The sequence below is a fragment of the Streptomyces sp. AN091965 genome, from assembly GCF_022698285.1.
Taxonomy (GTDB): Bacteria; Actinomycetota; Actinomycetes; order Streptomycetales; family Streptomycetaceae; genus Streptomyces.
Window position 1 is genome coordinate 1,361,448 of sequence record NZ_JALDMY010000001.1, and the last position, 24,820, is coordinate 1,386,267.

Below are 24,820 nucleotides of genomic sequence, written 5' to 3' on the forward strand. Positions count from 1 at the left end.
TCCCGGACAGGAGGAGCACGTCATGAGCAGCAAGGACGCGGGAGCGCCCGCACCGCGCCCCGGCGGCAGGCCCCGGGATCCGGCGATCGAGGAGGCGATCCTCAAGGCCACCCGGGCGCGGCTCGCCACCGACGGCTACTCACGTCTGACGATCGGCGACGTCGTCGCCGACGCCGGGGTCACGCGCCCGACCCTGTACCGGCGCTGGGCGAACAAGTACGAACTCGTCGTGGACGCCCTCCACTACGGCCTGCGCAAGCAGCGCGAGGCCTATCCGCCCATGGACGTGGAGCGGATGGCTCCGCTGGAGGCGTTCACCGAGGCCGTGCGGCGCCTCGACCCGCGCTACCACAACGAGCGGGCCATGGCCCTGCACGGCAACTTCATGGGCGAGGCCGAGCGCGAGCCGGAGCTGTTCACGCAGATGCGCGAGCACGGGAACAAGCCGCGCTGTGCCGAGCTCACGCGCACGCTGCGCCATCTCCAGGACGTGGGCGCCGTGCGCGCGGACGCCGATCTCGACACCGTGGTGACCCTCTGCTTCGGCAGCTACTTCGGCGACTACCTGCGCACCGGGCAGAGCACCCCGGCCGATCTCGCCGACCGGGTCGTCGCCGTGCTGTGGCCCACCCTGCGGGCACACGAGCGGCCCGAGGCGTAGCCGAAGGCGCCGAACCTCCCTCTGGCAAAGGGAAATCCGGCCAATGATGCGGCTGAGGTGCCGTTGTCATGTCGACGGGACTTCCGCCACTCTGGACGCCACATCGCAGAGGTCGCCTGGAATACCGGCCGTGTGCGGTGCCTCATGCAGCACAGCGGCCACAGCGATTGCACTGCCTCTTCTTCACCTCCCCGAGCGTGCGCCAGGACCTTGCGGGGTCGCCTCTCCGGAATCGACCGAGAACCGCCGGGGTAAGCAAAACCATTGCCGGTATAGGTGAGTTGCCGCTCCTTCACTCCTGGAGCTGGTGGAAATCACAGCACGTTGCAGGAATTCGCGCATCAGCAGCGGGGCGGATCGGATCCAGCGGGGCCGATCCGGCATGCGACGAACAGGAGCGGACGCAGGTGATCCCTTTGTTTTCGGTGCATGGCGGGGCGTGGTTCACGGAGCGGCGCGGGGACGGTCGACCCCGGCACGGGCGGACCCTTGAGCTGCGCCTGCGCGGCGAACCGGACGCCCAGGCACTGGCGTCGGCGGTCCGGGACGTCACAGCAGCCGGGGGCACCGGGACGGTCCGGCGCGCGGCCGACGGCCACGTGGTCCGCCTGGCCGTGCCGCCGCACGGCGACGGGCGGCTCGCCCCGCTCGTACGGGATCTGGAGGCGGCGTACGCCACCCGGCGGGGCGGCACGACGCCCCGACTGCCGGTCGCGCCCGCGTCGGAGGGACCGCCGCGCGCCGACGTCGCCACGGTGGAGTTCAGCCTTGACCACGATCTGCTGAGCGCGGTCGGGGCGGCGGCCCGCGCGTGCGGTGTCACGGCTCCCGTGCTGCTGCGGGCGGCGTTCGCGGTGCTGCTGCGGCGGCTCGGCGACGGCTCGGGACCGGTGCTGGGGCTTGGCCTTCCGGTCGCCGGGTGCCACAGCGGACCCCGGGAGCCCGCCGGGTCCGGGAAGCCCTCCGAGTCCGGGGACCCTTCGGAATCCGGGCTTCCAGGGGAGGGCCCGGCGGAGCTCGTGTGGCGCGTCACCGAGGCCCCGGCGCTCCCCGCGGACCTGTGGCGGGACGACCCGCCCTTCGCCGCGCTGGCACGGCGGCTGCGGGACCGGGAGGCGGCCGCGGACGGCGGTGCGGCTCTTCCGCTCGCGTTGCACCACCCCCTCGACGGCCCCGGTGGGAGCGGGCTGGTCGGCGTGTTCCCGTACGACACCGCCCTGGGCGACCGGGAGGCGGCGGTGGCGCTCGCGCGGCAGTTCGTGCGGGTGGTGCGCCGGGTCGCGGCCGAGCCCCGGCGACGGGTCACGGCGGTGGGCGTGTCCCTGGCGCCGGTGGATCCGGGGGACCTCGACGCGTGGGAGCGGCGGTATCCGGGGCTCGTGGAGGTCTGGCCGCTCACCCCCGTGCAGTCGGGGCTCCTCTTCCACGCGCAGCTCGGCGGCTCCTCCCGGGACGCCTATCGGATGCAGTTCGTCATCGCGCTGCGGGGGCGGGTGGAAAGCGAGCGGATGCGGGCGGCCGGGCAGGCCCTGCTCGACCGGCACGCGAATCTGCGCGTGGCTTTCGTGGCAGGTTCCGACGGAGACCCGGCACAGGTCGTGGTCGAGGAAGTGCGTCTGCCCTGGCGTGCCGTGGACTTACGCGAAAGCGACACGGATCCGCCTGCTGACAGGCCCTTTGCCGCGTTGATGTCCGAGGAATGGCAGGCGCCTTTCGACGTGCGTGTTCCGCCCTTGCTGCGCATGGCATTGGCGCGGACCGGAGAAGAGCGGTACGAGCTGGTCCTGACGGCCCATCATGTCCTTTTCGACGGGCTTTCCCTGCCGCATCTGGTCAGGGATGTCCAGCGGCTTTACGAGGCGGGCGGTGACGGCTCCTCCGTGCCGCGAGGACCCGAATACCGGGACTTTCTCCTGTGGTTGTCCGCGCAGGACCGGGACGCCGCCGCGCGGGGGTGGGCCGCGGAGCTCGCCGGAGTGACGGAGCCGACGCTGCTGGCGCCGGCCGTCGGCGCGGGCGCTTTCGGCGCGGGCGGGACGGACGGGGTGGGCGCTCCCGGGACGGACGGGGCGGGCACTCCCGGCACGGGCGAGGTGGGCACTCCCGGGGCAGGCGGTGCGGGAGGCACGGCGGAGGGAGCCGGGGCGGGCGAGCTCGCGGCCGAACGAGCCGTGCGCGTCTCAGAACCAGCACCTCCCTCTGATGCCCCGAGCACCGGAGCCGCCGCCGAGGCCGAAGTCGCCCTCACCGACACGACCGTGCGGGCCCTGGCCCTGCGGGCCGACGAGCTGGGCGTCACCGTGGACACCCTCGTGCGGGGCGCCTGGGCGCTGCTCCTGAGCGGTCTGACCGGGCGGCGGGACGTCGTCTTCGGCACGACCGTCCCCGGGCGGCCCGACGCGGTGCCGGGCGCGTCCGCGATGGCCGGGCTCTTCGTCAACACGCTTCCGGTGCGGGTGCGCCTCGCGCCCACGGACACCGTGGCGGACGTACTGCGCGGCCTGCGGGACCGGCAGGAGGCGCTCCCCGGCCACACCTGCGGCCTCGCCGACATCCACCGGGCCACCGGCAAGCCCCTGCTGTTCGACACCCTGGTGACGTCCGAGCCGTACACCGTGGAGCCCGGCGACAAGGACATCAACGACGGCAAGGACGGCCGGGACGGAGACGGTTTCGCGGTCACCGGTGTCCGCGCGTGCGCCGGGACCCACTATCCGCTGACGGTGACCGTCACCACCGCGCCCCGCCTCCGTCTGGCACTTCAGTCCCGCGTCGGGCGCGGCGCCGCGCAGGCCGTCGCCGACCGTCTCGCGCGCGTGCTCCGGCAGATCGCCGACGACCCCGCCACCACGGTCGCCCGTCTCGACCTGCTCACTCCCGCCGAGCGCACGGACCTGCTGTCCGGGCACGACGCCACCGCCCCCCGGGTCGCGGCGGACACCATCCCCGGGCTCTTCGCGCGGCGCGCCGCCGCGACTCCCGGCGCGGTGACGCTTGAGTACGGCTCCGAGTCGCTGACGTACGCGGAGGTGGAAGCGCGCGCCAACCGCCTTGCGCGCGAGCTGCTCCGGCGCGGCGTGACGACGGAGACGGTCGTGGCGGTGGCGCTGCCGCGCTCCCCCGACCTGGTGGTGACGCTGCTCGCCGTACTCACGGCGGGCGGCACCTATCTGCCGGTGGACGCCGCCTACCCCCCGGACCGGATCGCCCATCTGCTGGCGGACTCCGGCGCGCTGCTCGTCGTGGCGGACGGCCCGACGGCGGCTCGCCTTCCCGAAGTGGCCCTCCCCGTCCTGCGGTTGGACGATCCGCAGGACGTCGCGTCGGTGGCGCGGCTCGACGGCCGTCCGCTCACCGACGACGAGCGCGGTGGGCCGCTGTCCGTCGCCCACGCCGCGTACGTCATCTACACGTCGGGCTCGACGGGGAGGCCGAAGGGGGTGGCCGTCACGCACTCCGGGGTGGCGGCGCTCGTCGCGTCGCAGGGGCGGCGGCTCGGGCTCCCGGCCGCCGCGCGAGTGCTCCAGTTCGCGTCCCCGAGCTTCGACGTCTCGGTGTACGAGGTGTGCATGGCGCTGCTCACGGACGCCACGCTCGTCCTCGCCCCGCAGGACGAGCTGGCGCCCGGTACCCCGCTGACCGGGACGATCGCCGCGCTCCGCATCACGCACGTCTTCCTGCCGCCCGCCGTGCTCGGCGCGCTCCCGGCGGGATCGCTGCCCACCGTCACCTCGCTTGCGGTCGGCGGCGACGCGGCGACGCCCGAGCTCGTGACCGCGTGGGCCGCGGGCCGGGACCTGGTCAACGCCTATGGGCCGACCGAGACCACGGCCATCGTGACCTTCAGCGACCCACTCGTCCCCGACGGCCGCACCCCGCCCATCGGCCGCCCCGTCGCCCGCACCGAGCTGTACGTCCTGGACGACGTGCTGCGCCCCGTCCCCCCGGGCGTGGCGGGCGAGCTGTACGTGGCGGGCGACTGCCTGGCCCGCGGCTACCTCGGCCGCCCGGGGCTGACGTCGGGCCGCTTCGTCGCCTGTCCGTACGGCGTGCCCGGCCGCCGCATGTACCGCACCGGGGACGTGGTGACCCGGCGCCACGACGGCCAGCTCGTCTTCCACGGGCGGGCCGACGACCAGGTCCAGATCCGCGGCTTCCGCGTCGAACCGGGCGAGGTGCAGGCCGCGTTGAGCGAGCACCCGGGCGTGGCGCGGGCGGTCGTGGTCGCCGACGAGCGGGAGGGCGACCGGCGCCTCGTGGCCTATGTGGTGCCGGTGGCGGGCACCGCCGGGCCTGCCTCCGGGGAGCTGCGGGCCTTCGCGGCCGAGCGGCTGCCCGCGTACATGGTGCCGTCGGTGGTCGTGCCCCTGGCCGCGGTGCCGCTGAGCCCCAACGGGAAACTGGACCGGCGCGCGCTGCCCGCGCCGGAGCCCGGCGGTGCGGCGGAGCCGGGGCGAGCGCCGCGCACCACGCGGGAGCGGGCCCTGTGCGCGCTGTTCTCCGAGGTCCTCGGCGTCGAGCAGGTGGGCATCGACGACAGCTTCTTCGACCTGGGCGGGCACTCCCTGCTCGCCACCCGGCTGGTCAACCGGGTGCGGGCCGCCCTGGGCGTGGACGTCCCGATCCGGGCGGTGTTCGAGTCGGCGACCGTGGCGGGCCTGGCGGAGCGCGTGGGCGCGGCGGCACGCTCCTCCCGTCCCGCGCTGCGGCGGGCCGACGCGCGCCCCGCCCGGGTGCCGCTGTCGTTCGCCCAGCACCGCCTGTGGTTCCTGCACCGCTACGAGGGCCCTTCGGCGACGTACAACCTGTCGTACGTCCTGCCCCTGAGCGGGGACCTGGACGTGCCCGCCCTGGCGGCGGCGGTGCGGGACGTGGTCGTGCGGCACGAGAGCCTGCGCACGCTGTTCGTCACGGACGACCGGGGTGTCGCGGCACAGGTCGTCGTGTCCGGGGCCGACGTCGAAATGAACGTACCCGTACGGGACGTCGTACCGGAGGCGGTGGACGCGGCCGTGGCGGCGGAGGTCGCGTACCGCTTCGACCTGGCGGCGGAGCTTCCGGTGCGCGCGACCCTGCTGCGCCGCGCCCCGGGCGAGCACGTGCTGGTCCTGCTCCTGCACCACATCGCCGCCGACGGCGAGTCCATGGGGCCGCTCGCACGCGACCTGGCCACCGCCTACACCGCCCGACGCCGGGGCGGCGTGCCGCGGTGGGCCGAACTCCCCGTGCAGTACGCGGACTACGCCCTCTGGCAGCGCCGCCTCCTCGGCGACGAGGACGACCCCGACAGCCTGCTTTCGACCCAGCTCGCCTACTGGCGGGCGGAGTTGGCAGGCGTTCCGCAGCCGCTTCGGCTTCCCGTCGACCGTCCGCGGCCGACGGTGGCCCGTCACCGGGGCGACACCGTCGCGTTCGCCCTGGACCCCGACGTCCTGGCCGCCGTCGGGGAAGTGGCGCGGGCCCAGGGCGCCACCGTGCCGATGGTGCTCCAGTCCGCCCTCGTCGTCCTGCTGCAGCTGATGGGCGGCGGCGACGACCTGACCCTCGGGGTGCCGATCGCGGGGCGGACCGACGAAGGGCTCGGCGAACTGGTCGGGTTCCTCGTCAACACCTGGGTGCTGCGGGCGGACCTGTCGGGCGACCCGGCCTTCGCCGACGTGGTGCGGCAGGTCCGGAACAAGGCCGTGTCCGCGTACGACCACCAGGACGTGCCCTTCGAGCGGCTCGTCGAGGCCCTCAACCCGGAGCGCTCCACCGCCCACCACCCGCTGTTCCAGGTGATGTTCTCCTGGCGCACGACGGACCACGAGGTCTTCGACGTGCCGGGGCTGCGGTCGGCCTTCGAGCTGGTCCCCACCCGGACCGCGAAGTTCGACCTCGTCCTCGCCCTCGCTGACACGCCGGGGCGCGGGGTCGTGGGCGGTCTGGAGTACGCCACCGACCTGTTCGACCGGAGCACCGCCGAGGCGCTGGCGGCGCGCTTCACGCGGGTCTTACGGCAGTTGGCGGTCGATCCGGGGGCGCGGCTGAGCTCTGTGGACCCGCTGGTGCCCGGGGAGCGGGAGCGGCTGCTGCGCGCGTTCAACGACACGGAGGTGAGCACGCCCGACCTCACGGTCCCCGCGCTCTTCGAGCAGCGGGTCGCCGCCGCGCCGGACGCCGTCGCGGTGGTGTGCGGCGCCACCTCGCTGACGTACCGGGAGCTGGACGCGCGGGCCGACCGGATCGCCCGTGAGCTGGTGCGGCGCGGGGTCGGCCCCGACGCCCTGGTGGCGGTCGCGCTGCCGCGCTCGGCGGAGCTCGTCGTGGCGCTCCTGGGCGTCGTGAAGGCCGGTGCGGGCTATGTGCCCGTCGACCCCGGGCACGCGAGCGCCCGCCTCGGCCTGGTCCTCGCGGACGCGGCCCCGCGGCTCGTCCTGACCGACGCGGCGACACGGCACGCCCTGCCCACCGGCGTCGAAGGGGTGCTGCTCCTGGAGGAGGTGACCGGGTCGGACGCGTCCCGCGGGCCCACCGCGGCGCTGTCGCCGCAGCACCTCGTCTATGTGATGCACACCTCCGGCTCCACCGGCACCCCGAAGGGCGTGGGCATCACGCATCGGGGCGTGGTGCGCCTCGCCCTCGACCGCGCGTACGCGGGCACCGGTCACGAGCGCGTCCTGATGCACGCGACGCAGGCCTTCGACGCCGCCACGTACGAGCTGTGGGTGCCGCTCCTGAACGGCGGCACGATCGTGGTGGCCCCCGGCGGGACCCTCGACCCGGCGGCCCTCGCCGCGGTCGTCGCCGAGCACCGGGTGACCGGGCTCCTGGTGACGGCGGGCCTCTTCCGGGTGGTGGCCGAGGAGCTGCCCGAGGCGTTCACGGGCGTGCGCGAGGTGTGGGCGGGCGGTGACGTGGTGCCTCCGGACGCCGTCGGGCGGGTCCTGGCCGCGTGCCCGGGCACCACGGTCGTCGACGCCTACGGGCCGACGGAGGCCACGATGGCCGCATCGGCGCACAAGATGCGCGAGGCCGCCGACGTCGGCGCCGTCGTCCCCGTCGGGCGGCCGCTCGACCACACCCGTCTGTACGTCCTGGACGCGGCACTCCGCCCGGTCCCCGCCGGTGTGCCGGGCGAGCTGTACATCGCGGGCGACCGCCTCGCCCGCGGCTACCTGGGCCGTCGCGCCCTGACCGCGGAGCGCTTCGTGGCCTGCCCGTTCGGCGGGCCCGGGGAACGCATGTACCGCACCGGGGACCGCGTGGCGTGGACGCCCGGGGGCCGCCTCGTCTACCAGGGCCGCACCGACGCCCAGGTGAAGGTGCGCGGGTTCCGGATCGAGCCGGGCGAGGTCGAGGCCGTGCTGAGCGCGCACCCCGGCGTGGCGCAGGCCGTCGTGGCCGCCCGGCCCGGGGCGGGCGGCGGCGGACAGCTCGCGGCGTACGTCGTCCGGGTCGGCGAGGGCGGCATCGCGGGCGTCGGGGACATCGACTTCCACGTCGGCGTGACCACGGCGGAGCTGCGCCGGTTCGTGGCGGACCGGCTGCCGGAGTTCATGGCCCCGGCGGCGTACGTGCTCCTCGACCGGCTGCCGCTGACGCCGCACGGCAAGCTGGACCGGGCGGCGCTGCCGGAGCCGGAGTTCACCACCGGCGCGTACCGGGCGCCCCGGTCCCGGCGCGAGCGGGTCCTCGCGGACGTGTACGCCGACGTGCTCGGCCTGGGCCGAGTCGGTGTCGACGACGACTTCTTCGCCGTGGGCGGGGACAGCATCCGCTCGATCCAGGTGGTCTCCCGCGCCCGGACGCACGGCGTGGAGGTCACCCCGCGCCAGGTCTTCCAGCACCGGACGGTGGCCGCTCTCGCCCGGCTCGCGCCCACCGGCCCCGACGCCGGCGCCTCGCGGCGGTCCCCCGCGAGGCTTGCCGAACTCGACGGCGGCGGCACGGGGTTCCTGCCGCTGCCGCCCGTCGCGCGGTACGTCCGCGAGCGCGGCGGCGGCATCGACCGGTTCGCCATGGCGGTCCTCCTCGACCTGCCCGAGGGCATCGACCGGGCCGGGCTGGTCGCCACCCTGGACGCGGTCGTCGACCGTCACGACGTGCTGCGCTCGCGCCTGGTGGCCGACGGCGACGCGGGCGCGGGCCTGCTGGTCGGACCGCCGGGCTCGGTGGACACCGGCGCGCTGCTGCACCGCGTGGACCCCGCCGGGCCCGGCGGCGCGGCGGACGACGCGTGGTGGCGGCGCGCGGTCGCCGCGGAGCGGGGCGCGGCGGCGGACCTCCTCGATCCGGCGGCCGGGGTGATGGCGCGGTTCGTGTGGTTCGCCCCGGGCCTCGGCCCGAGCCCGGCGGCGGGTGCGGGGCGGCTCCTCGTCGTGCTGCACCACCTGGTGGTGGACGGCGTGTCGTGGCGCGTCCTGCTGCCGGACCTCGCGGCGGCCTGGGCAGACGTGCGCGCGGGCCGGACGCCCGCGCTGCCGGGGGTGGGCACGTCGTTCCGGCGGTGGGCGCACGCCCTCGTCGCGGAGGCGGGCAGCGAACGCAGGGCGGCCGAGCTGCCCCGGTGGCTGGCCGTCGTGGACGGCCCCGATCCGGCCCTCGGCACCCGGCGGTTCGACCCCGCCCTGGACGTGCGGTCCACGGTGGACACGGTGCGTCTGCGACTGCCCGCCCAGGTCACCGGGGCGCTCCTGACCACGCTGCCCGCGGCCTTCCGCTGCGGCGTCAACGACGGGCTGCTCGCGGGCCTCGCCCTCGCGGTCGCCAGGCTGCGCCGGGCGCGCGGCGTCGACGAGCGATCGCTCCTGCTCGCCCTTGAGGGCCACGGGCGCGAGGAAGCGGCGGTCCCCGGCGCCGATCTGTCGCGTACGGTCGGCTGGTTCACCAGCCTGTTCCCCGTCCGCCTCGACGTGTCCGGCTGCGACGTCGACGAGGCCTTCGCGGGCGGGGCCGCGGCGGGCGGCGCGGTCAAGGCCGTCAAGGAGCAGCTCCTCGCCGTGCCCGACGGCGGCCTCGGCTACGGGCTCCTGCGCGAGCTCGACCCCCGCGCCGCCGCCGTGCTCGGCCCGCACCCCACCGGGCAGATCGGCTTCAACTACCTGGGCCGGTTCTCCCCCGCCGACATGCCGGAGCAGCTGCGCGGCCTCGGCTTCACCCAGGTCGCGGGCCTGGGCGAGCCGACCGCCGAGACGGGCGCCGACATGCCCGCGCTCGCCGCGGTGCAGATCAACTCGATGGTCGTCGACACCCCGCACGGCCCGTGCCTCGACGCGGAGTTCGAGTACGCCACGGGTGCGGTGTCCCGCGCCCTGGTGCGGGAGCTCGCGGAGCTGTGGGCCGCCGCCCTCGCCGGGCTCGCCCGGCATGCCGCGGGGCCCGGCGCGGGCGGGCTCACGCCCTCGGACGTGCCGCTGGTGCCGGTGCGCCAGCGCGACATCGAGGCCTGGGAGCGCCGGTATCCGGGGCTCGCGGAGGTGTGGCCGCTCACCCCGCTCCAGTCGGGTCTGCTGTTCCACACGCTGTACGCCGACGGCGAGCCGGACGCGTACCACGTGCAGTTCGTCCTGCACCTGCGCGGGCCCGTCGAGGCCGCCCGGATGCGGGCCGCCGGGCAGGCGCTCCTCGACCGGCACGCGCCCCTGCGGACGGCCTTCGCCGCCGGGGCCGACGGGGACTCCGTACAGATCGTGGTGGACGGGGTGGAGCTGCCGTGGCGCGAGCTGGATCTGGCGGCAGCCGAAGGGGCCGGGCGGACGACGGCCCTTGAGGCGATGCTGGCCGACGACGTGCGGGAGCCCTTCGACGTGGCGGCGCCCCCGCTGCTGCGGATGGCGCTGGTCCGGCTCGCCCCGGAGCGGTTCGAGCTGGTCCTGACCGCGCACCACCTGCTGTTCGACGGCTGGTCGTTGCCGATCCTCACCCAGGATCTGCTGCGGCTCCACGGAGCGGGGGGCGACGGCTCCGCGCTGCCGCCCGCGCCCCGGTACCAGGACTTCCTGACGTGGCTGGCCGGGCAGGACCGGGAGGCGGCGGCCCGGGCGTGGGCCGAGGAGCTCGCCGGGGTGACGGAGCCGACGCTGCTGGCTCCGGTGGCGCGGGCCGAGGCTCCGCCGCCCCCGGCGCGGCCCGAGGGGTTCGGCCAGGTCGAGGTGCCCGTCCCCGTGGACCTGGCGCGGGACCTCGCCGCCCGCGCGGCCGAGCTCGGCGTCACCCTCAACACCGTGGTGCAGGGCGCCTGGGCGCTGCTCGTCGGCGGTCTGACGGGCCGGGACGACGTCGTGTTCGGGGCGACGGTGTCCGGCCGCCCCGGCGCGGTGCCCGGCGCCGACGCGATGGCCGGGATGTTCATCAACACGCTGCCGGTACGGGTGCGGTGCGGGCCCGCCGCCGGCGTCGCCGAGGTCCTCACGGGCCTCCAGGACCGGCAGGCGGCGCTGCTCGACCACCACCACTGCGGCCTCACCGAGATCCACCGGGCCACGGGCACGAGCGTCATCTTCGACACCCTCGTCGCCTTCGAGTCCTACCCCGTGGACCGGGTCGGCTTCGGCGAGGCGAACGCGGCGGCGGGCATCGAGGTCACCGGCATCCGCCCGCTGTCCGGCTCGCACTACCCGCTGACCGTGCTGGCCGCCGCCGACCCGCGGCTGCGGCTGACGCTCCAGCACCAGCGGAACGTGGTCGGCGACGACGCCGCCCGTGACCTCGCGGACCGCTTCCAGCGCGTGCTGGCCCAACTGGCCGCACGGCCCGACGCGTTGGTCGGCCGCCTGGAGGTGCTGACGGCCGCGGAGCGGGAGCGGCTGCTGCACGCGCTCAACGACACGGCCGCCGCAGCGCCGGGGCGGACCGTCGTCGACCTCTTCGAGGAGCAGGCCCGGCTGCGGCCGCACGCGCCTGCGGTGGTCTGCGGCGCGGTGTCCCGCACGTACGCCGAGCTCGACGCCCGCGCCGACCGGCTCGCGCGAGCCCTCGCCGGACTCGGCGTGGGCCCGGAGACGGTCGTGGCGCTCGTGCTGCCGCGCGGCGCGGACCTGGTCACGGGCCTGCTGGGCATCCTCAAGGCGGGCGGCGCGTATCTGCCGCTCGATCCCGAGCACCCCGGCACCCGCCTCGGCCACATCCTCAGCGACGTGGGCCCGGAGCTGATCCTCACCGACGCCGCCACGGTCGGCGGGCTGCCCCGGACGGGCACCCGTACCGTCCTCCTCGGCGACACCGGCATCGACAGCCCCGAACCGGCCGGCGGCGGGCCCGGGGTGCCGCGCCGTCCGCGCCCCGAGCACCTGGCGTACGTCGTCGCCACGTCCGGTTCGACGGGGCGGCCCAAGGGCGTGGCCCTCGCCCACGCCCACCTCGTCAACCCCTTCGCCCGCCTGGCCGAGCAGGTCGGCGTGCCCGGTCGGCGGATGCTGACCGGCACCTCCATCGGCTTCGACATGGCCGCCTTCGAGGTCTTCTGCACCCTCACCCACGGCGGCTGCGTCGAGATCGTCCGCGACGTGCTCGCCCTCGCCGAGCGCGACAGCTGGGACGTCGACGTCATCAGCTCGGTGCCGTCGGCCTTCGCGGAGCTCGTCGACCGGATCGGCGACCGCGTCCGCCCCGCCACGCTCGCGTTCGGCGGTGAGGCGCTGCCCCCGGCCCTGGTCGCCCGCGTCCGCGCCCGGTGGCCCCGGATCCGGATCGTCAACGGCTACGGCCCCAGCGAGGCGTTCTACGCCACCTCCCACGTCCTGGACCCCGGCCGCGACTACTCCCGGGCGGTGCCGATCGGCCGCCCGCTGGCCCACGTGCGGGCCTACGTCCTCGGCCCCGGCCTGACACCGGTCGCCCCCGGCGCCACCGGCGAGCTGTATCTGGCGGGCGCGGGCGTGGGCCGGGGCTACCACCGGCGCCCCGCCCGCACCGCCGAGCGGTTCGTCGCCGACCCGTTCGGCACGCCGGGCACCCGCATGTACCGCACGGGCGACCTGGCCCGCATCAACGACCGGGACGAGCTGGAGTACGCGGGGCGCGCCGACGACCAGGTCAAGATCCGCGGTCATCGCGTCGAACCGGGCGAGATCGAGGCCGCCCTCGCCACCCACCCCCGGGTCGGCCGGGCGGCCGTGGTCGTCCGGGGCTCCGCCGCGGCACGCCGCCTGGTCGCGTACGTCGTCCCCGCGTCCGGGGGCGAGGGGCCGCCACCCGCCGAGCTGCGCGCGTTCCTCGCCGGGCTGCTGCCCGACTTCATGGTCCCCGCCGCCTTCGTCGCCCTCGACCGGCTCCCCCTGTCGCCGTACGGCAAGCTCGACCGCAGGGCGCTGCCCCGCCCCGACGCCGCCCGCGGCACGGCCTACCGCGCGCCGCGCACGCCCCGGGAGGAGGCGCTGTGCGCGCTGTTCGCCGAGGTGCTCGGGCCGGAGAACGTCGGGGCCGCGCCCGTGGGCATCGACGACAGCTTCTTCGACCTGGGCGGGCACTCCCTCCTCGCCACCCGGCTGGCCAACCGGATGCGCGCGTCCCTGGGCGTGGACGTCCCGATCCGGGCGGTGTTCGAGTCGGCGACCGTGGCGGGCCTGGCGCAGCGCGTGGGCGCGGCGGCACGCTCCTCCCGCCCCGCGCTGCGGCGGGCCGACGCGCGCCCCGACCGCGTGCCCCTGTCGTTCGCCCAGCACCGCCTGAGGTTCCTCGACGCCCTTGAGCCCCTGCCGACGTACCACCTGCCGCTCGTGGTCCGGCTCCGCGGGGACCTGGACGTGCCCGCCCTGGCGGCGGCGGTGCGGGACGTGGTCGTGCGGCACGAGAGCCTGCGCACGCTGTACGTCACCGACGACCGGGGCATCGCGGTACAGGTCGTCGTGCCCGGCGCGGACATCGAACTCGGCGTACCCGTACGGGACATCGCACCGGAGGCCGTGACCGCTGCGGTGTCCGAGGAAGTGGGCCGCACCTTCGATCTGTCGGCGGAGCTTCCGGTGCGAGCGGGCCTGCTGCGCTGCGCACCGGACGAGCACGTGCTGGTCCTGCTCCTGCACCACATCGCCGCCGACGGCGAGTCCATGCGCCCCCTCGCCCGCGACCTGGCCACCGCCTACGCCGCCCGCCGACGAGGCGACGCGCCCAGGTGGGCCGAACTCCCCGTGCAGTACGCCGACTACGCCTTGTGGCAGCGCCGCCTCCTCGGCGACGAGGACGACCCCGACAGCCTCCTGTCGACGCAACTCGCCTACTGGCGCCATGCGTTGGACGGGGTCAGGCAGCCGCTCCGTCTTCCCGTGGACCGGCCGCGGCCGCCGGTGGCCGGTCACCGGGGTGACACCGTCGCTTTCCGGCTCGCGCCCGAGGTGCGGTCGGCGCTGGAGGACGTGGCCCGGGCGCACGGGGCGACCGTGCCGATGGTGCTCCAGTCCGGCCTCGTCGTGCTGCTGCACCTGATGGGCGGCGGCGACGATCTGACCGTGGGCTCCTCCATCGCCGGGCGCACGGACGAAGGCCTGGCGGAACTGGTGGGCTTCTTCGTCAACACCTGGGTGCTGCGGGCCGATCTGTCCGGCGCCCCGACGTTCGCCGACGTGGTGCGGCAGGTCCGGGACAAGGCCGTGTCCGCGTACGACCACCAGGACGTGCCCTTCGAGCGGCTCGTCGAGGCCCTCAACCCGGAGCGCTCCGCCGCCCACCACCCGCTGTTCCAGGTGATGTTCTCCTGGCAGCGGGGCATGGGCGACCTCGAACTCGCCGAGCTGAAGACCACCCCGGAGCCCGTCGTGACGGGGACCTCCAAGTTCGACCTGCTCTTCCAGGTCGACGAGCCGTCAGGGGCCGACCGGCAGGCCGGGCAGGGCCTCTCCGGGCTCGTCGAGTACGCCACCGATCTGTTCGACCGGAGCACCGCCGAGGAGCTGGCCGACCGGTTCACGCGCCTCATGGGCCGGTTGGCGGCGGACCCCGGGGTCCGCCTGGGCGCCCTGGACGCGCTGACGTCCGCCGAGCGGGAGTTGCTGCGCGACCTGAACGACACCGCCGCGCCCACCTCGCCGGTGACGGTGCCCGCGCTCTTCGAGCAGCGGGTCGTCGCCGCGCCGGACGCCGTCGCGGTGGTCTGCGACGACGACTCCCTGACCTACCGGGAGCTGAACGCGCGGGCCAACCGCCTCGCCCGCCTCCTGGTGCGGCGCGGCGTGCGCCCGGACGCGCCCGTGGCCGTCGCCGTGCCGAGGTCGCCGGAGTACGTGGTGACGGTATTGGCCGTCCTCAAGGCCGGGGGCGCGTACGTGCCGCTCGCGCACGACCATCCGCCGGAGCGCCTGGAGTGGCTGCTGCGGGACGCCCGCCCGGCGCTCCTCGTGACCACGTCCGGCGTGACGGCCGACCTGCCCGACGGGCCGTGGCCGCGCCTGGTCGTCGACGCTCCCGACACGCTCACGGCCCTGGCGGACGAACGGGACGACGACCTGCCGGACCGCGGGCTGCCGGACCGGCTCGCCTACGTCATCTACACCTCCGGGTCCACGGGCGCGCCCAAGGGCTCCGGGGTCAGCCACCGCGGCGTGGTGGACATGGCGGCGGACCGGATCTGGCCGGGCGGCGCCCACGAGCGGGTGCTGCTGCACAACACGCCGACGTTCGACATGTCCGTCTACGAACTGTGGGTGCCGCTCCTGGGCGGCACCGCCGTCGTCCTCGCCCCGCCCGGCAGGCTGGACGTCGACGCGTACGCGACGCTGCTCACCGCGCGGCGGGTGACCGCGCTCCTCATCACGCCGGGGCTCCTGCCCCTGCTCACCGACGCCCGCCCGGACGCCCTCGCCGGGCTGCGCGAGGTGTGGACCGGCGGCGAGGCGGTGCCCCCGGAGACGGTGGCACGGCTGCTGCGCGCGTGCCCGGAGGCCGTCGTCGTCAACGCGTACGGGCCGACGGAGGCCACGGTGTTCGCCACCCGCCGCCGCGTCACCGCCGCCGACCGGCTCGGCCACACGGTCCCCATCGGACGGCCCATGGACCACACGCGCGTGTACGTCCTCGACGAGCTGCTGCGCCCCGTCCCGAGGGGCGTCGAGGGCGAGCTGTACCTCGCGGGCTCCGGCCTGGCGCGCGGCTACGCGCACCGGCCCGCGCTCACCGCGGAGCGGTTCGTGGCCTGCCCGTTCGGCGAGCCCGGCGAGCGCATGTACCGGACCGGTGACGTGGTGGTGTACACGCGGGACGGCGAGCTGCTCTTCCGCGGCCGCGCCGACGACCAGGTCCAGATCCGCGGCTACCGCGTCGAACCCGCCGAGGTGGAGGCGGCCCTCATGACGCATCCGGGGGTGGGCGCGGCCGTCGTGGCCGCCCGGGAGAGCCCTGGGGGCGGCGGGAAGCGGCTGGTGGCCCACGTGGTTCCGGCGACGCCGGGGGCGGCCGCCGGGGCCGTGGCCGACCGGGACAGGGGGGCCGACGGGGTCGGCGAGGCCCGCGGGGGCGGCACGGCCGCGGAGGGCGCCACGGCTGACACGGACGGCACCGCCGGCGCGCGCGGTCTGGCTGCCAGGGTGGGCGAGGCCTACGAGGGCGGCACGGCCGCAGAGGACGACACCGCTGGCACGGGCGGCATGGCTGACGCAGGCAGCACCCCAGGCAGGGGCGGCACCCCAGGCACGGGCGGTATGGCTGACGCGGGCGGCACCGCCGGCACGGGCGGCACCCCTGGTGCGGGCAGCACCCCCGGCACGGGGCGCGCGCCTGGCTCGGGGCGCGTGGCGCTCGGTGTCGAGGGGCTGCGGGACCATCTGGCCCGGCGGCTGCCGCCGTACATGGTGCCTGCCGTGTTCGTCACGCTCGACGCCCTCCCGCTCACCCCGCACGGCAAGGTGGACCGCCGCGCCCTGCCCGAACCGCCGGATCCCGGAACCGCCCCAGTGCGGCCGCGTACGGCCACCGAGCGGGCGGTCGCCGCGATCTGGGCGCAGCTGCTCGACCGGGACGAGGTCGGCGTGCACGAGAAGTTCTTCGAGGCCGGCGGGACCTCCCTCTCCCTCCTCGCGCTGAGCCGCCGCCTGGCCGGACTCGGCCCGCGCGCGGTGCCGTTGAGCGCGCTGTTCGAGCACACCACGGTCGAGGCGATGGCCCGCCTGGTCGACGGCCGCCCCCTCGGCGCACCCTCCGACGAAACGAGGTACGAGCTATGACGCACCCGAGCCCACCCGGCCCGGAGGCCGTGGCGGTCATCGGCGTGGCCCTCGCCCTGCCCGACGCCGACGGCCTGGACGCCCTGCACCACAACCTCGTCGACGGCCGGGTCAGCGTCCGGGCGCCGGGCCGGGACCGGGTCCACTACGCGGGTGCGTCCGCGGACGACGCCTACCTGCCGCTGGCCTATCTGGACCGCATCGACCTCTTCGACCACCGGTTCTTCGACCTGTCGCTGCGCGAGGCCGAGTTGATGGACCCGCACCAGCGCGTGACCGCCCAGCTCGCCCACCAGGCCATCGAGAACGCCTGCTACGCGCCCGGTGACCTGAAGGGCTCGCGGACCGCCGTCGTCCTCAGCGCGCCCGAGCCGCACTACGCGGGCCTGTACCCGGACGACGACCCGCAGCAGCTCCTCGGCTCGCACCCGTCGGCCACGGCCGCGCGGATTTCCTACCTCTTCGACTTCGCCGGGCCCGCGCTCGTCGTGGACACCGCGTGCAGCAGCAGCCTGACCGCGCTCGCCCTCGCCGTGGACCAGCTGCGCGAGGGGCGGGCGGACCTGGCCCTCGCGGGCGGGGTCAGCCTCTACCCGGTGCTGATCCGCGAGCGCGACCACGTGCCGATGCTCGGCATCATGTCCGCCGACGGGGTGTGCCGCCCCTTCGACGCCGCCGCGGACGGCTCCACCGCGGGCGAGGGCGGCGGGCTCGTCGTGCTCAAGCGCCTCGCCGACGCGCTCGCCGACGGCGACCACATCCACGCCGTGGTGCGGGGCGTCGCCGTCAACCAGAACGGCTTCCGCGCCACGAGCATGAGCGCGCCCAGCGCCCGCGGCCAGTCCGACGCGATCGTCGAGGCCTGGCGGCAGGCGGGCGGGGCGCCGCCCGACTACGTGGAGTGCCACGGCTCGGGCACCCGGCTCGGCGACGTCATCGAGGCAGAGGGGCTGCGGCAGGCCTTCGCCGAAGCCGGATGTGAGGGCGGGGGCGGGCTCACGAGCGGCGAGCCCTGTGGGATCGGCAGCATCAAGGGCAACATCGGCCACATCAACCACGCCGCGGGAGTCGCCGGGCTCCTCAAGGTCCTCGCCGGGCTCCGGCACGGCACGCGGTACCCGAACCCGAACTTCAGCACGCCCAACCCGCTGATCGACTTCAGCGGCCCGGTCCGCGTCGACGCCGGGGCGAAGGCCTGGCAGCCCGCGCCGGGCGCGCCCCGCCGGGCGGGCGTCAGTTCCTTCGGCCTGACGGGCACCAACGTGCACGCCGTCGTGGAGGAGCCGCCGCCCGTGCCCGAGGCGCCCGCCGCGCCGGAGCCGGGCACCGAGCTGGTCACCCTCTCCGCGAAGTCCCCCCGGGCGCTGGCCGCCTACGCGCGGCGCGTCGCCGACTTCCTCGACGGCACCGGGCACGGGCTGCCCGACATCGCGCACGCCCTGAACCGGGGCCGCGACGACCACCCGTACCGCTGGGCGGGCACCGTACGCGACCGCCGCGCACTGGCCGCCGCGCTGCGCTCGGCCCGCCCCGCCGAGCGGGAGCCGTCCCCGGCGGCGCCCTTGGTCCTGCTCTTCTCCGGCGACGCGGAACTCGGCGACGCCACCTGGGCGGCCCTGGGCGCGGCCTTCCCCCGGCTCGCCGGCACCGACACCGGCACGGACGACGGCTCGCCCGGCGCCCGGCTGTTCGCCCGGCAGCTCGCGGCCCACCGCCTCGCGCGCACCCTCGGCCTGGCCGGGGCGCGCCTGGTCGGCTCCGGCGTCGGCAACCTCGCCGTACGGTCCGTGCAGAGCCCGGCGACGGCGGACGGGGCCCGGCGCAAGGCGCGGGACACCCCGATCACGAGCCAGGTCGACGAGTCCGGGCTGCGGCGCGCGGCCCGCGGCCTCGTCGACGAGGGAGCCGTGGTGGTCGAGCTGGCCGCGGACGGCACCCTGGCGCGGGAACTCGCCCGGGTCGCCCCGGAGCTGCCCGTCGTCCGCCTCTACGCCGACCCCACGCGGGACGGCGTGCTTTCCGCGCTCGGCAGGCTCTACGCACTCGGCGCGGACATCGACTGGAACGCGTACTACGCCGACGCCCGGACCCGCCGCATCGAGGCGCCGACCTACCCGTTCGACGCCGACGAGGTGTCCTGCTGGTGCCTGCCGCCGGGGGGTCCGCGGCTGGACCGCGCACCGGCGCCCGCCCACGTCCCGGCACCGGCCCCGGCACGGCAGGACGAACCGGGCGGCACCGAATCCGCGTTGGCGGCGCTGTGGACGCGCGTCCTCAAGGCCGACGGGGTCGGGCCCGACTCCAACTACTTCGAGCTGGGCGGCACGTCCATCGCGGGCATCACCGTGCTGCGGGCCGCCGAGGAGCACTTCGGCGCCCGGCTGACCTTCGCCGACCTGCACCGCAACCCCACCCTGCGCGCCCTCGCCGCACGCATCGACGCCGTGCGCGCGGCGGGCCCCGGGAAGGACGACTGGACGATCACCCCGTTGCCGCGCCCCGGCCGCCTGCCGCTCTCCTTCAACCAGGAACAGCTCTGGTACCTGGACCGGCTCAACCCGGGCAGCCCGCTGTACAACATCCCCGCCAACACGCGCTACGTCGGCGACTTCGACCTCGGCGCGTTCCGCGGCGCCCTGCGCGACGTCGTGGACCGGCACGAGGTGCTGCGCACCCGCCTCCCCGACGAGGACGGCAGGCCGTATGCCGTGGCCGATCTGCCCGAGCCGCAGGTGGAGTTCGTCGACCTCACCGCGCTGCCGGAGGACGAGCGGACCGAGGAGCTGTCCCGCGCGATCACGGCGGAGGCGACGGCGCCCTTCGACCTGGGGCGGGGCCCGCTCCTGCGGACCGTGGTGGTCAAGGCCGCCGAGCGCGACCACGTGGTCCTGCACACCGTGCACCACATCGCCTTCGACGGCTGGGCCCCCGCGGTGTTCTTCCGCGAGCTGTCCGCCTGTTACACCGCCCGGCTCGCCGGGCGCCGGGCCGACCTGCCCGACCTGCCCGTCCAGTACGCGGACTTCGCGGCGTGGCAGCGGCAGTGGCTCGACGCGGCGCGCGTGGAGCGCGGCCTGACGTACTGGCGCAGGCAGTTGCGCGACCTGGACTCCCCCGAGCTGCCGCTCGACCGCCCGCGCCCGCCCGCGCAGTCGTACCGCGGCGGCTACGTGAAGTTCACGCTCGACGAGGAACTCGCCCGGCGGCTGCGGGCGTTCAGCGTCGCCGAGAGCACGACGAGCTTCGTCACCATGCTCGCCGTGGTCGACACCCTCCTGCACGTGTGGGCGGGCCGCCGGGACGTGGTCGTGGGCGCCGCGACGACCGGCCGTTTCAACCCCCTGACGCACGACCTGATCGGCTACTTCAACAACCTGCTGCCGTTCCGTACGAAGGTCGACCCGGGGATCAGCTTCCGCGAGCTGATCGGCCGGTGCGCGGCCACCGCCACCGGGGTCCTCGACCACGAGGAGATCCCGTTCGCGAAGATCGTCGCCGACGCCGAGCACCGCGACCCGTCACGCCACCCGGTGTTCACGGTCTGCTACACCCACCAGAACACCGCCGCCGCCTCCCTCGGCCTGGAGGGCCTGCGCCCCGTGGCCCTGCGGGGCGACCTCGCCGGGGTCTCCGGAGTCGCCCCTGGCACCTCGAAGTTCGACCTCACCTTCGGCCTGTACGACCAGGACGACAGCCCCATGGACGGGTACCTGGAGTACGCGGTCGACCTGTTCGACGCGGCCACCGCACACCGTCTGGTCGGCCTCTTCCAGGGCATCGCCGAGGCCGTGGTGAGCGACCCCGACCGGCCGCTCGCGGACCTCTCCCGGCTCCTCGACGCCACGGGCGGACCCGACGGCGCCGAGCCCTCGCTGCTCGTCGGCGAGGCCCGCCCGCTCCCGGACACGCGCCTGGTCAGCGAGGTCTTCCAGGAGCACGCCGCGCGGCGCCCGGACGAGGTCGCGGTGATCGACGCCGCCGGGGAGCACACCTTCCAGGAGATCGACCGGCGCGCGAACCGCCTGGCCCGGCAGCTCATCGCCCACGGCGTCGGCCCCGACAGCACCGTTCCGGTGCTCGCCGCGCGCGGGGCGGGCCTGGTCGTCGGCTGGCTCGGCGTCCACAAGGCGGGGGCGGCCTTCGCCTCCCTCGACCCGGCCGTCCCCGAGCAGCGCGTGCGGTCCGTCCTCGCCGGGGTGGACGCCGCCGCCGTGGTCCTGGGCGAGGGCATGACCGTCCCGGCCACCGACGGCGTCCCGCTCGTCAGGATCACCGACTGCGCCGGGGGCCCGGACGAGGACGTCGCGCCACCGCGGCGAGCGGGCGTCCGCAATCTGGCCTACGTCATGCACACCTCGGGCTCCACCGGGCTCCCGCAGGGCTGCGAGGTCGAGCACGGCGGACTGCTCAACGCCCTGGCGTGGTACGCCGACGAGGCCCGGCCCGAGCCCGGCGACCGGCTCGCGCAACTGGCGGCCACCGGCTTCGACCTGGCGATGTTCGAGGTCATGGCGGCCCTCTACCACGGCGCGTCCCTGTACTTCGTGACGGACCCGCTCCAGACCCCGGACAAGCTCCTCGGCGAACTGGCCGAGCACGGCGTCACGGTGGCCTGCATGCCCACCCCGCTCGCCGAGACGGTCCTCGCCGAACTGCCCGACGTGCCGGACCCCGCGCTGCGCCTGGTGCTCGCGGGCGGCGACCGGCTGCGGGTGCGCCCGCCACGGCGGGCGCCGTTCGACCTGGTCAACGTCTACGGCCCGACCGAGTGCACCTTCTGCGTGACCGCGAGCCGGGTGGCCGACGCCGAGGCCGCCCCAGGCCTCGTCCCGGACATCGGCCGGCCCCTGCCCAACGTCCGCGTCCACGTCCTGGACTCCCGGCTCAGGGCCGTGCCGCGCGGCGGGCTCGGCGAGGTCTACGCCGGGGGCGCGCACGTCGGCCGCGGCTACCACGGCAGGCCGGGCCCGACCGCGGCCCGGTTCGTCGCCGACCCCTACGCGGGCGAGCCCGGCGCCCGGATGTACCGCACCGGCGACCTGGCCCGGGTCCGCGCCGACGGCACCCTGGAGTTCCACGGCCGCGCCGACGACCAGCTCGAACTGCGCGGCCACCGCGTGGAACCGGCCGAGGTCGAGCGCACGCTGCTCGCCCATCCGCGGGTGCGCGAAGCGCTCGTCCACGCCGCCGAGCAGCCCTCCGGCGCCCCGCTCCTGGTGGCGCACGTCGCGGGCGACGACGTACCGGACGAGGCCGAGCTGACGCGGTGGGCGGCCCGCGCGCTGCCGGAGTACATGGTCCCCGGCCGGGTCCTGCGCCATGCCGCGCTGCCCAGGACGAGCAACGGGAAACTCGACCGCCAGACGATGAGGAAGAGGGACATGTCCGACCGCGACACGACGAACGAACTGACGGCGGTGGTCACGGCGGTGACCCCGGGGGCGGTCCTCGACGACGCCGGACACGCGGCCGAGCGGGTCCTCGCCACGATCTGGACCGAGCTGCTCGGCGTGGCGCGGGTGGCGCCGGACGACAACTTCTTCCGCATCGGCGGTGACTCCCTGCTGAGCGTGGGCATCGCCGCGCGGGCCACCCGGGCCGGGCTCCCCCTGACCCCGCACGACGTGCTGAGCCATCCGACGCTGCGCGGCCTCGCCGCGGTCGCCGCGAAGGGCGCGGTGCCCGGCGCCGCGCCCCGAACGGCCGCCGCCGTGCCCGCGCCGCACGAGCCGGTCCCGCTCGCGCCCCTGGTGCAGGCCCTGCTCACCGCCGCGCCCGACGGGGCCAGGGACTTCGTCACGCCCGTCCTCCTGGAGACGGCCGCGGGCATCGGCGCGGACGCGGTGCGCGCGGCCTTCGACCGCCTCGTCGAGGTCCAGGAGCCGCTGCGCTACCGGTTCCTGCACAACAGCCTGGGCTGGCGCATCGAGTGCGCCGAGCACGAGGGCGCCCGGGTCGTCGACCACCGGGTGCTGCCGCCGCTGGACGAGGAGCAGCTCCAGGCGTATCTGGAGGCCGACCTGGACGAGCTGCTCGCGGACGTCGACCCGGGGCGCGGCCCGGTCCTGCGGGCCAGGTTCTACGACCGGGGCGCCGACCGGCCCGGCGTGATCGTCCTCGCGGTCCACCACTTCGTCTTCGACTCCACGTCGTTCGTGCCGCTCATCGAGGACCTCAACGCCGCCTTCGCGGACGACGCCCCGGCGGCGCCGCGCCGGGCGGCCTGGCGCGCGTGGACGCAGCTGCTGCGCGCCATGGCCGCCTCCGACGAGGTCGCCGGTGAACTCCCGTACTGGAAGGGCGTTCTGAGCGCGGGCGCCGCGGCGCGGCCCGTGCCCGAGAAGGGCGCCGACGGCGCGCCCTCCGGCCTGGTGCGCCGCCGGATCGCGCCGGACCGGGTCGCGGCGCGGCTCACCGAGAGCGGGCCCACCGGCCAGAGCGCCGCGCTCGCGGCGGTCGCCGTGGCCTGGTCCCGGTGGCGCGGGGAGCCCGACGCGTTCCTGAGCACCGTCGGCATGGGCAGCTCGCCGAACGCGCTGTGGAACGGCGACCGGAGCGACGCGGTCGGCTGGTTCACGCATCTGTTCCCGGCCCATCTGCGCGTCGCGGACGGCGCCCGGGTCGCCGATGCCCTGCCGGGCGTGGCCACGGTCCTGCGTTCCGTGCCCAACGACGGCATCGGCTACGGCGTCCTGCGCCACCTCAGCCCGGCGACCCCGGCGGTGGCGGGCGTGCGCGCGCTGTCCGAGCCGCCGGTCCTGGTCGAGCACGTGGCCAACGCCAACGACGGCCTGACCAAGCTGGGCGGGCCCCATGTGCGGCCCCGGCCGATGACCCTGGTCACCGTGCCCCACGCGCTGCTCACCCAGGTGCCGATCGTCGTGGAGACCCACGTCCTGGCGGGGGCGCTCGAACTCGGTGTGATCCACCGGGGGTCCGTCGCCGCCGCCGACATGGAGGACTTCGCCGACCACCTGGTCGAGGCGTTCGCCGAACTCGCCGCCGACGAGGGCCGCTGAGTGCCCCCGGTGACGGCCGTCAGGGCGGCCGCCTGCTACCACCCGGACCGGGTCCTCGCGGTCGCGGAGCTGCCGGGGCTCACGGAGCTCGGCGAGGGCGAGCGCGAGACCTGTGCGCGCCTCGGCATCGACGAGGTCCGCGCGGACGACACGCTGAGCGCGTTCGACCTGGCCGTGCGCGCGGCCCGGCAGACCCTGTCCGAGGCGCGGCTCGACGCGACGGAACTGGGCGCGATCGTCCTCATCGACGCCCGTGTCCCGGACACGCTGATGAGTTCGGCGGCCACCCGGCTCCAGGCGCTGCTCGGGGCGGAGCGCGCCCTGACCTTCTCGGTGGGCGGCCTCGGCTGCGTCTCCCTCACCCCGGCGCTGCTCACGGCCCGGGGCCTGCTCGCCGCCGACGGGGACCTGGACCACGTCCTGGTCGTGCACGGCAGCAAGCCGCCCACGCCCCTGCGCTACCGCCACCCCGTGACGGTGAGCGGCGACGGCGGGGCCGCCGCGGTGATCTCGCGCCGCGGCCCGGTCCGCGTCCTCGACGTCGTCCAGGAGACCAACGGCGCCCACTGGGACCTGTTCCGCGTCGACTACCGGGACCGGCCCGCCGCGCGGTGGCGCGAGGAGTGCCGTGACATCCCGCAGTACTCCTTCCGGCTCGCCGTGGAGTCCCGCATCCGGCTGCGCGCGCTGCACCAGCGCCTCCTCGACCGCAACAACCTGGTGCCCGGGGACATCTCCCGCTACCTCAGCCACAACCTCTCCGAAGGCACCTTCCGGTTCACCGAGGAGGCCCTCGGCATCAAGATCAGTACGACGTGCTTCGACAACCTCCGCCAGTACGGGCACCTCGGCCCGAACGACGTCCTGCTGAACCTGCGCACCGAGCTCGACCGGGGCGGCCTGGCGGAGGGACAGCGCGCGGTGCTGCTCAGCGCGAGCCCGGTCGCCGCGTGGAGCCTGCTGCTCGTGGAGATCGGCGACGGCGCAACGACCCACTACCTGTGAGA

The 24,820-nt window shown here is 75.8% G+C and carries 4 protein-coding genes; all 4 read left to right on the plus strand.

All coding sequences use genetic code 11. The annotated features are described in order from the left end of the window. Positions 1–22 precede the first annotated feature (22 nt). The gene (locus tag MQV74_RS05170; RefSeq protein WP_242714829.1) at positions 23–661 is read left to right on the plus strand and encodes a TetR/AcrR family transcriptional regulator; all 639 of its coding nucleotides are present in this window, start codon (positions 23–25) and stop codon (positions 659–661) included. A gap of 425 nt (positions 662–1,086) precedes the next feature. Beyond that, entirely contained in the window at positions 1,087–16,794 is a 15,708-nt protein-coding gene (locus tag MQV74_RS05175; RefSeq protein WP_242728511.1) for a non-ribosomal peptide synthetase, read from the plus strand. Further along, positions 16,791–23,813 carry a non-ribosomal peptide synthetase gene (locus MQV74_RS05180; RefSeq protein WP_242714830.1) on the plus strand — a complete coding sequence of 2,341 codons (7,023 nt, stop codon included), beginning with the start codon at positions 16,791–16,793 and terminating at the stop codon, positions 23,811–23,813. The genes MQV74_RS05175 and MQV74_RS05180 overlap by 4 nt, the downstream gene beginning before the upstream one ends. Further along, positions 23,814–24,818, plus strand: coding sequence for a ketoacyl-ACP synthase III family protein (locus MQV74_RS05185; protein WP_242714831.1), 1,005 nt, complete (start codon positions 23,814–23,816; stop codon positions 24,816–24,818). The last annotated feature ends 2 nt before the right edge of the window (positions 24,819–24,820 follow it).

What these genes read in the sequence shown, in the direction of transcription:
- MQV74_RS05170 (WP_242714829.1), top strand. Translation starts at nt 23, where the DNA reads ATGAGCAGCAAGGACGCGGGAGCGCCCGCACCGCGCCCCGGCGGCAGG.
- MQV74_RS05180 (WP_242714830.1), top strand. Translation starts at nt 16,791, where the DNA reads ATGACGCACCCGAGCCCACCCGGCCCGGAGGCCGTGGCGGTCATCGGC.